Here is a 13527-nt window from a genome sequence, read left to right as displayed (position 1 = left end):
AAATGTTTTGCACAAGCTCAATCGGCATGCCGCTTGAGCTTGTGTTGTTTGGCCCTGCTTGCATGCGGGGCATTGTCTGCATAAGAGTGACGCGATAGCAGTTGCCACGGACAAGGAAACAGCTGGCTTGAATATTGCATTAAGAATATTCATTGCATAAAAAATATATCGACAGCGCAAATCAACAGGAGAGTAACGTGGCAATTCGGGAAGGCAAGGACGGTCAGGGTAGCAAGGTGGTGGCACGGCGTAATGCAGGCGTGGCCGTGGCGTTGGCATTGATGTTGAGCGTCGCGGCGGCAGCTGCTCACGCGGAAGATGTACTGGCAAAAATCCGTGATAGCAAGACCATCACGCTTGGCTATCGAGAAGCCTCATTCCCGTTTTCTTTTGTGGATCAGGATAAAAAGCCGGTTGGCTATGCTGTCGATCTGTGTCTCAAGATAGCCGATGCGGTGAAGCAGCAATTGAAGCTGCCGCAATTGAATATCGCTTATGTTCCAGTCACCTCATCTAATCGGATCGATATGATTGCAAGTGGAAAAATCGATCTGGAATGTGGCTCAACCACTAACAATGCGGAGCGGCGCAAGAAGGTCGGCTTTACCATTGCGCATTTCATGGCTTCGTCGCGGATGCTGGTGCGGACTGAAGACAAGATTAAAAACTGGCCGGATCTGCGCGACAAAAAAGTGGTGACGACCAAAGGCACGACCAGTGTCAAATCGCTGATAGACCGTGGCCAGGTACGTTCGCTGAATATGACCGTGTTGGAAGGACGTGATCACAACGAATCATTCAAGATGGTGGAAGACAAGGCTGCCGATGCCTTTGTGATGGACGATGTACTGCTCTATGGATTAAAGGCTACCGCCAAGGATCCGGCTGCATACGCGGTGGTTGGAGAACCTTTGACCACGGAACCTTACGCTATCATGCTGCCTAAGAACGATGCCGCATACAAGGCAGTAGTCGACCGTGAAATGGGGCGCATCATCCACGACGGCGAGATCTATAAGTTGTACACCAAGTGGTTCCTGAGTCCGATTCCGGCAAAAAATAATCTTACGTTGAATATGCCGATGGGCTATCTTTTCAGAGAGTCGTTGCGCTTTCCGTCGGATCAGGTTGGCAACTAAACACAAGAAAATTGGCTGTAATTGTTAATTTATACAAAGGTGGAGACAGGGATTTTTGGAGAAGAGGTGAGAATAATAAATAAGCATGAGTTTAAGTCTGCTGCTGAGGCAGCGAGTTTGTTAAACTATACAGATAATTTTTCTACGGGAGTTGTTATGATGTCATCGAAATTAGTTGCTGCTTTGGTTAGCTTGGGAGTGATGGTTGGCTCCGTACAAGCGCAAGAACTGACCGGAACACTCAAAAAAATCAAAGATACCGGCACTATTACTCTGGGTGTACGCGATTCTTCCATTCCTTTTTCTTACCTTGATGACAAACAGTCCTATCAAGGTTATTCAATCGATTTGTGCCTGAAAGCCGCGACCGCCATTCAGAAGCAACTCGGTATGACCGCTCTGAACGTCAAGATGGTGCCAGTGACTTCGGCTACCCGTATCCCGCTGATCTCGAACGGCACGATCGACCTGTCCTGCGATTCCGCCACCAACAATGCAGAGCGTCAAAAGGTGGTTTCCTTTGCGCCGACCATGTACGTGACGGCAAACCGCTTGCTGGCTAAAAAATCGTCCAACATCAAGACGCTGGATGACCTGAAGGGCAAGACCATCGTCTCGACTTCCGGTACTTCGAACCTGAAGCAAGTCACCATTCTGAACGGTGAGCGCAACCTGGGCATGAACATCCTGGCTGCCAAGGATCATGCTGAAGCTTTCCTGATGGTCGAAACCGGCCGTGCCGTAGCGTTTGCGATGGATGACATCTTGCTGGCGTCGCTGGCTGCAAGCTCGCGGGCACCAAACGATTACGTGATCACTTCGGAAGCCTTGTCGGTTGAGCCGTACGGCATCATCGAGCGCAAAGACGATCCAGCTTTCAAGAAGGCGGTCGATACTGCATTGGCCAATGTCTACAAATCAGGCCAGATCAATGATATCTATGCAAAATGGTTCTTGAAGCCAATCCCACCTAAGGGCGTCAACCTGAACGTGCCAGTCAGCCCGCAATTGAAGGCTGCATTTGCCAATCCGACTGATTCGGGCGATCCGGCTGCTTACGCTGCCGTGCCTGAAGCACAAAAACAATCTTTGAAGAAAAAATAAGATTGGCAACATAAGAACGGAATGGGAGGCGCAAGCCTCCCGTTTTGTATCTGGAATTGAATTGCTGCGGCGCACAATACGTGCGCCGGATACAGGCAGCAGCAATCGAACAGAGAGTAATAGAGGGGACTTAATATGCATTACAACTGGAACTGGGGCATCTTCTGGCAAGAGTCTCCCGACGGTGTCAGTACTTATCTGGACACCTTGCTGGCCGGTCTGAAGTGGACGCTTGCGCTGTCCGCAGGGGCCTGGATCATGGCGCTGGTCATTGGCACGGTGATTGGTACGATTCGCACCATGCCGAACAAATGGGCAGTCCGCGTGGCCAATGGCTACGTTGAATTATTTCGTAATATCCCGCTGATCGTGCAGATGTTTCTCTGGTATTTCGTCATGCCGGAAATCGTCCCTGCGAGCATTGGCGGCTGGCTCAAGAGCCTGCCGAACGCATCATTTATCACCGCCTTCCTGGCGCTGGGTTTTTTTACGTCGTCGCGGATTGCTGTACAAGTATCCGCTGGCATTAATGCACTCCCTCGCGGCCAAAAGCTGGCGGGTACTGCACTTGGTCTGACGTTGCCACAAACATATCGCTACGTATTGTTGCCGATGTCGTTCCGGATTATCGTACCGGCGCTGACCAACGAATTTGCAGCAATCATCAAGAACAGCTCGGTCGCATTGACGATAGGCCTGGTGGAACTGACCGCCGCTACCTACTCGATGCGTGAATTCACTTTCCAGACTTTCGAATCTCTCACCGGCGCCACCGTGATCTACGTGATCATTTCGGGGATTGCCTTGTTACTGGCGCGCTGGCTTGAAAAGGTGATAGCGATACCAGGATTTATTGCCGCCGGCAGCACCAATACAGGGGGGCATTGATCATGTTTTCGAATTTCGATTTTGACGTCATCCAACGCTCCTGGCTCTACCTGTTCACCACCGGCATGAAGTTCACGCTGACGCTGACCGTGGTGGCCATGATCGGCGGCATTCTGTTCGGCACCTTGCTGGCGATGATGCGTTTGTCGCATAGCAAGCCGATCTCGTTTGTCGCCACCAGCTATGTCAACCTGATCCGCTCGGTGCCGCTGGTGCTGGTGATTTTCTGGTTCTACTTTCTGGTGCCGTACATCGGCGCCTGGATCGTGGGAGCTTCAGAGCCGATCCAGGTCGGTGCGTTCTCATCGGCATTGATCACGTTCATCTTGTTTGAAGCAGCTTATTATTGCGAAATCATGCGTTCCGGGATCCAGTCGATTCCGCGCGGCCAGATTTCTGCCGGCTATGCGCTTGGCATGAATTACTGGCAAATGATGGGCAATGTGGTGCTGCCGCAGGCATTCCGCAACATGATCCCGATTCTGCTGACGCAAACCATCGTGCTGTTCCAGGACGTCTCGCTGGTCTACGTGCTGGGATCGGTGCCTGACTTCGTCACTGTTGCATCAAAGATCGCGCAACGTGACGGCCGTCTGGTGGAAATGTATATGTTTGTCGCCGTGGTGTACTTCGTGATGAGCTTCGGTTTGTCGTCGCTGGTCAAGAAGCTGCAACTACGGGTTGCGATTATTCGATAACGGACAGTGCCTTGTCATCGGAGGACAAGGCCTGGCCTGCAAAACAGAATTCAGGAATTAGGAGAAATACTCATGATCAAACTTAACAACGTCAGCAAGTGGTACGGCCAATTTCAAGTCCTGACCGATTGCACTACGCAAGTGGCCAAGGGCGACGTGGTGGTGGTGTGCGGTCCGTCGGGTTCGGGTAAGTCGACATTGATCAAGACCGTCAACGGCCTGGAGCCTTTCCAGAAAGGCGACATCACTGTCGACGGCATCTCGGTCGGCGATCCCAAGACCAATCTGTCGAAACTGCGCGCGCGCATCGGCATGGTGTTCCAGAACTTTGAGCTGTTTCCGCATATGTCGATCCGCGAAAACCTGACCATCGGTCAAGTCAAGGTGCTGGGGCGCAGCCAGGATGAAGCAAACGAAAAAGGCTTGAAGTATCTGGATCGCGTCGGCCTGATTGCGCAGAAAGACAAGTTCCCAGGCCAGTTGTCCGGCGGCCAGCAGCAACGTGTGGCGATTGCCCGCGCGTTGTCGATGGACCCGATTGCGATGCTGTTCGATGAACCGACTTCGGCGCTCGATCCGGAAATGATCAATGAAGTGCTGGACGTGATGGTCGGCCTGGCTCAGGAAGGCATGACCATGATGGTCGTGACGCACGAAATGGGCTTCGCCAAAAAAGTTGCCAATCGTGTGGTGTTCATGGACAAAGGCCTGGTAGTCGAGGATTGCAAGAAGGAAGAATTCTTCGGCGCACCGCGTTCCGACCGCGCCCGCGATTTCCTGGCGAAAATCATTCACTGATCAGTGTGTTGATCGCAGGACAAGAAGCCGCTTTGGATCATATCCAGGCGGCTTTTTTATTGCCGGTTTGAGCGCAGCGGCAGTGCCTGCCAGACGGAAAATGGCGGGGCCAGGTGAGGCCTCGCCCTCGGCTGCGGTAAAATGGCAATCCTCACAGACGCCGCCGCACCATGCTTGCCATCACACCTTATCTGCGCAGCCTGCAATTCAATCCCGATCTGGCGATTGATCGGACACTATGTGACCACACGCCATTTCCTAAATAATCCGGCAGCCATGCCGGAACGATTTTTTGCAGAAGAGAATGAACATGACTGACACCTTGACCATTACCCGCCCCGACGACTGGCACTTGCATCTGCGTGACGGCGTGGCGCTAGCTAGCGTCTTGCCGCACAGTGCGCGCCAGTTCGGCCGCGCCATCGTGATGCCGAACCTGAAGCCGCCGGTGACCACCGTTGCGCAGGCAGCTGCCTATCGCGACCGGATCCTGGCCGCCTTGCCAACGGGCTTGGCGTTCGAGCCGCTGATGACCCTGTATCTCACCAACAATACGCCGCCCGACGAAATCCGGCGCGCCAAGGACAGTGGTTTCGTCCACGCGGTAAAGCTGTATCCAGCCGGCGCCACCACCAATTCCGACGCCGGCGTGACCGACCTCAGCAAGTGCTACAAAACGCTTGAAACCATGCAGCAGCTCGGCATGCCGTTCCTGGTGCATGGCGAAGTGACCGATCCGGCGATCGATATTTTCGATCGCGAAGCAGTTTTCATCGACCGCGTGATGCAACCGCTGCGCCGCGACATGCCTGAACTGAAAGTGGTGTTTGAACATATCACCACCAAAGAGGCTGCCCAGTATGTCGAGAGCGCGGAAGGACCGGTAGCCGCCACCGTCACCGCCCATCACCTGCTGTATAACCGCAACGAGATTTTCAAGGGCGGGATCCGGCCGCATTATTACTGCCTGCCGGTATTGAAGCGGGAAGAGCACCGCCAGGCGCTGGTGCGCGCGGCAACTTCCGGCAGCACCCGATTCTTTCTCGGCACCGATTCGGCACCGCATCCCAAGGGTTTGAAAGAACATGCCTGCGGCTGCGCCGGCTGTTATACCGCGCTGCATGCGATGGAGTTGTATGCGCAAGCCTTTGACCAGGCGGGTGCGCTGGATAAACTGGAAGCCTTCGCCAGCTTTAACGGCCCGGCTTTCTACAATCTGCCGCGCAATCAGGGCAGCATCACATTGAAACGGCAGTCGTGGACCTTGCCGGCTGAATTGCCGCTGGGGGACGCCACCCTGGTGCCGTTGAACGGTGGCGAGGCGATAGACTGGCAGATGGCGTAAAGCCATTTAAGCGCACTGCCAAATCCCTTTTGCATCGTCATGGTGCGATTTTTGCTTGCATGCAGGGCAGGGATGGATAAATTGTCTTTCCATCCTGTCTAACCGTAGCTCACTGATTCGTCTTCGGACACGGGTTTCAAGCATGCAAAGTCTACGTATAGTTGTTGTCAATCCAGTCGCCATCGATGGCGACGACGACCCTGCGTTCGAGGCCCAGGCCGCGCGCGGCAAGGCTCTGCGCATCGGTTTGCTGGAGGCCGGCTACAACATCATCGCTTCGCTGCCCGCCGATTTATATCTGCCTGAGCGCATTGCTCAACTGCAACCAGACATGATCATCGTCGACGCTGAATCCGACGCCCGTGACGTGCTGGAGCACGTGGTAGTGGCAACCCGCGATGCACGCCGCCCCATAGTCCTGTTTACCGAAGATGCAAAAACTTCCAGCATGGAAGCCGCGATGGCGGCCGGCGTCTCCGCTTACATCGTGGCGGGGCTGCAGACCGCGCGCATCAAGCCAGTGCTGGAGGTAGCGCTGGCGCGCTTCCGGCAAGAGCAGAAGCTGCTGGCGGAGCTATCCGACACCAAGCTGAAGCTGGCGGAGCGTAAGCTGCTGGAACGGGCCAAAGGCTTGCTGATGGAACACCACAAACTGAGCGAGCAGGAGGCTTATCAAAAGCTGCGGCGGCTGGCAATGGACAAGAATCTGAAACTGTCCGAGGTCGCGCAACGCATCATCGACGCTGCCGACTTGCTGGGCTGAACAAACTTTCAACAGAAATGCCCGATTGTTGCGAGCGTGTTTGGTGCAACGCACAAGGCGAGTGCGTTTTTTGAGCGAAAAACCAGCGACTCCCTGAAGAATTTCCTGGCACGTGGTTTGCATAGTTAATTTCAAGCGCCAACGCTGGCGCCGCTGGAATCGGCTAACGGCGGTCTTTTCCACATAAGACAAAGGTGTCTTTCCGCATGACTTGTTCATGGCGGGACGACGCCTTTTTTTGTTGCCGAAACAATGTGGAGCCATGCGATGGAAACAAAAAATGCAATGCCTCTAGACACCCCGGACATGCCGAACACGCTTGTCGACGGCAAGCGCCGCCAAATACTACAAACCGCAACTCTCGCGGCAGGAGCCAGCATGTTGGGACTATCTAGCACCGGTGTATGGGCCGCAGGCTCGGACAAGCCGGAAAAAACCGAGGTCAAGATCGGCTTCATTCCTTTGACCGATTGCGCATCGGTTGTGATGGCGTCGCTGCTCGGCTTCGATAAAAAGTACGGCATCAAGATCATCCTCAGCAAGGAAGCTTCATGGGCCGGCGTGCGCGACAAACTGGCCAATGGCGAGCTGGATGCGGCGCATGTTTTGTCGGGTTTGATCTACGGCGTGCAGATGGGTATCGGCGGCCAGAAAAAGGACATGGCGATCCTGATGGGACTCAACAATAACGGCCAGGCCATTACGCTATCCAAAAAACTGGCTGACAAGGGGGCGGTTGATGGCGCATCGCTAGCCAAACTGATGGCCAGCGACAAGCGCGAATACACTTTCGCCCAGACTTTCCCGACCGGCACCCACGCCATGTGGTTGTATTACTGGTTGGCCGCCAACGGTGTCAATCCGCTCAAGGACGCCAAGGTGATTACAGTGCCACCGCCGCAGATGGTTGCGAATATGCGGGTCGGCAATATGGATGGCTTTTGCGTCGGCGAACCGTGGGGCCATCGGGCGATTGTCGACGGTGTCGGCATTACTGCGATTACCACCCAGGAAATCTGGAAGGATCATCCGGAAAAAGTACTCGGCACCACTGCCGAATTCGCCGCCAAAAATCCGAACACCTGCCGTGCCTTGATCGCCGCCGTTCTGGAGGCGGGAAAATGGATCGACACCTCGCTCGCCAACAAGAACAAGATGGCCGAAGCCATCGCCGACAAATCCTATGTCAACACCAGCAAGGATGTGATCGACCAGCGCATCATGGGGCGCTATCAGAACGGACTGGGCAAGACCTGGGACGATCCGAACTACATGAAGTTTTACAACGATGGCTTGGTTAACTTCCCGTATCTGTCGGACGGCATGTGGTTCATGACGCAGCACCGGCGCTGGGGCTTGTTGAAATCCGATCCGGATTACCTGGCGGTGGCCAAATCTGTCAGCCAGATCGCTCTCTACAAAGACGCGGCGGCGATGACCAAGACACCGCTGCCGAAGGACGTGTTGCGGACCTCGAAATTGATGGATGGCACGGTATGGGATGGCAAGGATCCGAAAGCCTATGCCGCTTCTTTCAAGATCCGTGCATAAATAAATCCAGACCAAGCTGAACCTGCAACCGCGATTTATCTGAGAGTCAATATGAGCGCAATCATGGACACAGCGGCAAACGAAAATCGTCAAGCGGCAACAATGAACAGCGTGACGGCCGAGGCCGTTCCTGAAGCCGCTGTCGTCACACCCAGGCCAGCACCGAAAATGAGTAGCCGTCGCAGCAGCATGCCGTCCTGGCTGATGAAAATCATTGCGCCGCTGCTTGGCCTGGCGTTCCTGGTGCTGATCTGGCAGATCATCGCGATGAGCAACAGCCAGTTTCCGACGCCGCTGCTGACCTTGCAGGAAGCGCTCAAGCTGTTTGCCGATCCGTTCTACCGGACCAGTCCCAACGATCAGGGCATCGGCTGGAATATCCTGGCTTCGCTGCAACGCGTCGCCGTCGGTTTCGGCTTGGCGGCGTTGATTGGGATTCCATTGGGATTCATGATTGGCCGCTTCAAATTCTTGTCCAGCATGTTCGGCCCCATCATCAGTTTGCTGAAACCGGTATCGCCGCTGGCCTGGCTGCCGATTGGCTTGCTGGTATTCAAATCGGCCAATCCGGCAGCGATCTGGTCGATCTTCATTTGCTCGATCTGGCCCATGATCATCAACACCGCTGTCGGCGTGCAGAGAGTGCCGCAGGATTACATGAACGTGGCGCGCGTGTTGAATCTGTCGGAATGGAAAATCATCACCAAGATTCTGTTGCCATCGGTATTGCCCTACATGCTGACCGGGGTGCGGCTGGCGATTGGCACTGCGTGGCTGGTGATCGTTGCCGCGGAAATGCTGACCGGCGGCGTTGGCATCGGTTTCTGGGTCTGGGATGAATGGAACAACCTCAATGTGCCGCACATCATCATCGCGATTGTGGTGATCGGCGTGGTCGGGCTGCTGCTGGAGCAATTGCTGGTGGCCCTGGCCAAGGCATTTACCTACGAACAGGTTTCGAACTAGGGTTTGCGAAATCAAGTCATGACAGGGGAAAACATGGAACCACGCGACGCCAAATTCATCGATATCCATCAAGCCGAAATGGTGTTCAACACCAGCAAGGGCCAATTCCATGCACTGCGCGATATCAACCTGACTGTGCGCAAGGGCGAGTTCGTGACCTTGATCGGCCATTCCGGTTGCGGTAAATCGACCTTGCTGAATCTGATCGCCGGCCTGCTGCTGCCGAGCGACGGTGTGTTGATTTGCGCCAACCGCGAAATTGCCGGCCCGTCGCCAGAACGCGCGGTAGTGTTTCAAAACCATTCCTTGCTGCCTTGGCTGACCTGCCATGAAAATATCCATCTCGGCGTGGAACGCGTATTTTCCGCTACCGAAAACAAAAGCGCCTTGAAGGAACGCACCAAGGCGGCCTTGGCGATGGTGGGGCTGACGGCGGCCGGACAAAAACGTCCGCATGAAATTTCCGGCGGCATGAAACAAAGGGTGGGCATTGCCCGCGCCTTGGCGATGGAACCCAAAGTGCTGCTGATGGATGAACCGTTCGGCGCGCTCGACGCCTTGACCCGCGCTCACCTGCAGGATGAGTTGCTGAAGATTGTCGCCAAGACCGAATCGACGGTGGTGATGGTGACCCACGATGTTGACGAAGCGGTATTGTTGTCCGATCGCATCGTGATGATGACTAACGGTCCGGCCGCCACCATCGGCGACATTGTGCAAGTAAGGCTGGCCCGGCCGCGCGAACGTGTGGCGCTGGCGCAAGATCCTTTGTATGCCGAGTACCGGACTTCGGTGCTGGAATTTTTGTATCGCAAACAAGCCCATCCGGTCGCGCAAGCGGCGTGATGTCTGACTGGGAGCGCAAATATGAAACAAGTTGTGGAATACGCAGGCAAAGTAATGCTGGTAGGCGCCGGACCCGGTGATCCGGATTTGCTGACGTTGAAGGCAGTAAAGGCGATCGCCCAGGCCGATGTACTGCTGGTGGACGATCTGGTCAATCCCGCGGTGTTGATGCATGCTCAAGCTAACGCACGCGTGATCCACGTCGGCAAGCGCGGCGGTTGCCAATCGACTTCGCAGGAATTCATCGAACGCCTGATGGTGGTGGAAGCCCAGGCGGGTCATTGTGTGGTCCGTCTGAAAGGCGGCGATCCCTATCTGTTCGGCCGTGGTGGTGAAGAGCGCGCCCATTTGCGCCGGCAAGGTGTGATGGTCGAGGTGGTGCCGGGGATTACTAGCGGCATGGCGGCAGCGGCCAGCATTGGCGTTGCGGCTACTCATCGCGACTATAGCCAGGGCGTGATTTTCGTCACTGGCCACGGCAAGAGCGAAAGCGCGCAGCCGAACTGGACGGCGTTGGTGGCAACCGGCTTGACGCTGGTGGTGTACATGGGTGTTGCGCGTTGCCAGCAATTGCAGCAGAGCTTGCTGGCGGCGGGCATGGCCGGCACCATGCCGGTGGCAGTAATCCAGTCGGCGACCTTGGCGACGCAAGCGCAACTGCTGACCAGTCTGGATCAGTTACCGCAAGCTTTACATGACAGCGGCCTCGGCAGCCCCAGCATTATCGTCATCGGCGAAGTAGTGCGTTGCGCCGACGCCTTCGCCGGGATCGGTCTGGAGAATTTGCGACGGGCGATGGGCTGAGCCGATCGCACACGAGATAAAATGCGCGAGGTAAAATGCGCGGCAAATGTCTACTCCCGCCGCCCTCATCGATTGGTCACAACCCTGGCTCAAACCGTTTCGCGTTCTCGGCCAGCGCTTGAGCGCAGCTGGCGACTGGCGGCTGGCCTTGAATACGCTAGCGCAAGAACGCGGCATCTGCAATTATCAGGGTTTGCCGATCAGTTTTGTGGCGCAGGCCGAACTGCCTGCAGCGACTGCTTACGAAGCATTTATCGGCAACAGCGGCAAAGTGCCGACGCGCGACAATCTGCACGATTTCCTGAATGCGCTGATCTGGCTGTCATTCCCAACCATCAAAGCACGCCTGAATGCACTGCAAGCCGCCGAACTGGCCAAGGCCGGCACCCTCTCCGGCAGCAGCAAACCGCGCGGCGCGGCACGCGACGCCGCCACCATCTTTGATGAAAATGCCGCTTTGCTATTGGTGCAGGACAATGCCGCCGGGCATGCGTTGATTGCCGCTTTGCGCCAGCATCTGTGGCAGCAAGTGTTTATCGAACACGGCCCTATGTTTGCCAGGGATGCGGAAGTCTGGCTGTTTGGCCACGCCTTGCTGGAAAAACTGGTGCGGCCCTATAAGGCCATCACTGCGCATACCTTGGTGATCAGCGTTCCAGAATCTTATTTTGGATTGGGAGACGAAGCCAAGCGTGGCTGGATCGACCAGCATGTCGCCGCTGACCTGACGCAGCAAGATGCGCTGATCGGACGTCTGACACCATTACCGGTGTTGGGAGTGCCGGGCTGGAGCCGTGACCAGGACCAGGATTTTTATGCGGACGCGGCGGTGTTTCGGCCCAAGCGCAGCAGGTGACGCCGGCCTGATAAAATTCAGCCACTTCCTTACATAAATGATTCTTCACATGCCATTCATAGACAAAGCCATCGCCGATTTCGACAACGCCTTGCGGGTGATCACCGGGCAAGCTTCGGCTTCACGACCGAACCCGGCCTTGCAGGCCGCTGATGGCGTGCTGGATGCCGCCGAGCAGCGCCACAGCGCTGGCCTGATGCGGGTCAATCACGTCGGCGAAGTCTGTGCGCAGGCGCTGTATGACGCCCAGGGCCGCTTCGCCCAAGGCGAGGCGATCAAACAGCAATTTGCCGAAGCGGGCAGGGAAGAGGAAGACCATCTGGCCTGGACTGCGGAACGCTTGCGTGAGCTGGGTTCGCACGTCAGCTTCCTGAATCCGCTTTGGTACGCCGGTTCCTATGCGCTGGGCACGCTGGCGGCGCGCCTGGGCGATGTGCGCAGCCTGAGTTTTGTATCGGAAACCGAACGCCAGGTCGAAGCGCATTTAAGCAGCCATCTGGAACAGCTGCCGCTGCAAGACGCCAAGTCGCGCGCCATTGTCGAGCAGATGCGCGACGATGAAATCGCTCACGGCGAGGCGGCGCGGACATTGGGGGCCGCTGAAATGCCGCGCCCGGTGCAAAAAGTGATGCAGGCGATGTCGAAAGTGATGACAACAGTCGCCTACCATATCTAAAGCTAAAGTTAGTCGGCGGCAACTTCTGCCAGGTCGTCGACGATTTCGAAGGAATGGGTGATCTCGGCAGTTTTTTCCAGCATGATCGAAGCCGAGCAGTATTTTTCATGCGACAGCTTGATCGCGCGCTCCACCAGATTAGGCTTCAGATTGCGGCCGCGCACGGTGAAGTGGAAGTGGATCTTAGTAAATACCTTAGGATCTGTCTCCGCCCGTTCCGATTTCAGCGTGACGTCGCAGCCGCGGATATCCTGGCGGCTTTTGCGCAGGATCAGCACCACGTCATAAGCGGTGCAGCCGCCGGTGCCGGCCAGCACCACTTCCATCGGCCGCGGCGCCAGATCGCGGCCGCCGCCGTCAGGGGCGCCATCCATCGCCAATACATGGCCGGAGCCGGTTTCGGCTAAAAACGTCATGCCGGACGAGCCGGTCCAGCGAACTGTGCATTCCATATGATCTCGTGGGAAGTGATTGTGTCGCAATATTCTAACTGCTCTTGGCGGACGGGGTTAAGCCTTGATTTTGTTGGCTAAAAGAAAATTCAAGACGTATTTTTGGGTAAAAACCTCAGTTTCTCACCTTGCGATGCACAATTCCGTTTGCTAAGATCAATCTAACAGTTGCGTGATTGAATTGATTTCCTTCCGGCAATTGACGCCATGTCTCCTCCACCCCTCCATCGGAGTGGATTTAAACCCGATGCCAAAGCGCAGTTCGGGTTTTCTTTTATTCGTATCAGCGGCACGATCTTATTTGCAGGCGCATTCACAACCGCATTTACAACAATTCCTAGCGTAAATGGCGATTTTATTCAATCGGTTTGACCTCAAGTCCTTGAAAAGGCTATAATTTACGGCTTTTCCGTTTGCTCAGGAAAAGATAACAAGGAAGAGTCTGTCGCCGATGCAGGACGAGGATCAGGGTTAACAGCCTCGGGTGTAACAACCCGGTCTCCGGTAGCGATGGAACCACCATTTGAGCGAATTAAACTAGTTAGGAAGTCAACATGAAAACTTTTTCCGCTAAGGGCCATGAAGTCCAGCGTGATTGGTTCGTGATTGACGCGACGGACAAAGTCCTCGGACGTGTTGCC

14 protein-coding genes and 1 pseudogene are annotated in these 13527 nt (G+C 55.5%); 14 read left to right on the top strand and 1 reads right to left on the bottom strand.

The features are described 5' to 3' along the window. Positions 1 to 281: 281 nt before the first annotated feature. From VNZ60_RS02140 to coq7, 13 genes are all read left to right on the top strand, one after another. On the top strand, positions 282 to 1139 hold the full coding sequence (locus tag VNZ60_RS02140; RefSeq protein WP_414648760.1) for an amino acid ABC transporter substrate-binding protein: 858 nt from the start codon (positions 282 to 284) through the stop codon (positions 1137 to 1139). A gap of 156 nt (positions 1140 to 1295) precedes the next feature. Then, the gene (locus VNZ60_RS02135; protein WP_325656718.1) at positions 1296 to 2243 is read left to right on the top strand and encodes an amino acid ABC transporter substrate-binding protein; all 948 of its coding nucleotides are present in this window, start codon (positions 1296 to 1298) and stop codon (positions 2241 to 2243) included. A 135-nt stretch (positions 2244 to 2378) separates the two neighbouring features. Then, positions 2379 to 3131, top strand: a complete 753-nt coding sequence (locus VNZ60_RS02130) for an amino acid ABC transporter permease (RefSeq protein ID WP_325656717.1) — start codon at positions 2379 to 2381, stop codon at positions 3129 to 3131. Between the two features lie 2 nt (positions 3132 to 3133). After that, positions 3134 to 3829, top strand: a complete 696-nt coding sequence (locus tag VNZ60_RS02125; protein ID WP_325656715.1) for an amino acid ABC transporter permease — start codon at positions 3134 to 3136, stop codon at positions 3827 to 3829. A gap of 72 nt (positions 3830 to 3901) precedes the next feature. After that, positions 3902 to 4627 carry an amino acid ABC transporter ATP-binding protein gene (locus VNZ60_RS02120; RefSeq protein WP_211461437.1) on the top strand — a complete coding sequence of 242 codons (726 nt, stop codon included), beginning with the start codon at positions 3902 to 3904 and terminating at the stop codon, positions 4625 to 4627. A gap of 310 nt (positions 4628 to 4937) precedes the next feature. Next, on the top strand, positions 4938 to 5972 hold the full coding sequence (gene pyrC, locus VNZ60_RS02115) for a dihydroorotase (protein ID WP_325656712.1): 1035 nt from the start codon (positions 4938 to 4940) through the stop codon (positions 5970 to 5972). Between the two features lie 142 nt (positions 5973 to 6114). Beyond that, complete coding sequence (locus VNZ60_RS02110; RefSeq protein ID WP_211461435.1) at positions 6115 to 6735, top strand: ANTAR domain-containing response regulator; 621 nt, start codon at positions 6115 to 6117, stop codon at positions 6733 to 6735. 378 nt (positions 6736 to 7113) lie between these two features. Further along, on the top strand, positions 7114 to 8286 hold the full coding sequence (locus VNZ60_RS02105; protein ID WP_414648758.1) for a CmpA/NrtA family ABC transporter substrate-binding protein: 1173 nt from the start codon (positions 7114 to 7116) through the stop codon (positions 8284 to 8286). 168 nt (positions 8287 to 8454) lie between these two features. Then, on the top strand, positions 8455 to 9252 hold the full coding sequence (gene ntrB, locus VNZ60_RS02100; protein WP_414648759.1) for a nitrate ABC transporter permease: 798 nt from the start codon (positions 8455 to 8457) through the stop codon (positions 9250 to 9252). A 33-nt stretch (positions 9253 to 9285) separates the two neighbouring features. Then, the gene (locus VNZ60_RS02095; RefSeq protein WP_325656706.1) at positions 9286 to 10098 is read left to right on the top strand and encodes an ABC transporter ATP-binding protein; all 813 of its coding nucleotides are present in this window, start codon (positions 9286 to 9288) and stop codon (positions 10096 to 10098) included. Between the two features lie 21 nt (positions 10099 to 10119). Further along, the gene (gene cobA, locus VNZ60_RS02090) at positions 10120 to 10902 is read left to right on the top strand and encodes a uroporphyrinogen-III C-methyltransferase (protein ID WP_325656705.1); all 783 of its coding nucleotides are present in this window, start codon (positions 10120 to 10122) and stop codon (positions 10900 to 10902) included. 46 nt (positions 10903 to 10948) lie between these two features. Then, the gene (locus VNZ60_RS02085) at positions 10949 to 11758 is read left to right on the top strand and encodes a DUF3025 domain-containing protein (protein ID WP_325656704.1); all 810 of its coding nucleotides are present in this window, start codon (positions 10949 to 10951) and stop codon (positions 11756 to 11758) included. Between the two features lie 49 nt (positions 11759 to 11807). Beyond that, positions 11808 to 12434, top strand: a complete 627-nt coding sequence (gene coq7 / locus VNZ60_RS02080; protein WP_325656702.1) for a 2-polyprenyl-3-methyl-6-methoxy-1,4-benzoquinone monooxygenase — start codon at positions 11808 to 11810, stop codon at positions 12432 to 12434. An 8-nt stretch (positions 12435 to 12442) separates the two neighbouring features. Here coq7 and VNZ60_RS02075 read toward each other — a convergent pair whose 3' ends face one another. Continuing rightward, positions 12443 to 12886 carry an OsmC family protein gene (locus VNZ60_RS02075; protein WP_325656700.1) on the bottom strand — a complete coding sequence of 148 codons (444 nt, stop codon included), beginning with the start codon at positions 12884 to 12886 and terminating at the stop codon, positions 12443 to 12445. A gap of 554 nt (positions 12887 to 13440) precedes the next feature. Here VNZ60_RS02075 and VNZ60_RS02070 point away from each other — a divergent pair. Then, a pseudogene (locus VNZ60_RS02070) lies at positions 13441 to 13527 on the top strand (50S ribosomal protein L13); the annotation flags it as partial.

The organism is Collimonas sp., from assembly GCF_035566375.1.
GTDB lineage: Bacteria > Pseudomonadota > Gammaproteobacteria > Burkholderiales > Burkholderiaceae_D > Collimonas.
The sequence above is the reverse complement of the archived record's forward strand: the minus strand, read 5'-3'. Positions and strand labels throughout refer to the sequence as shown.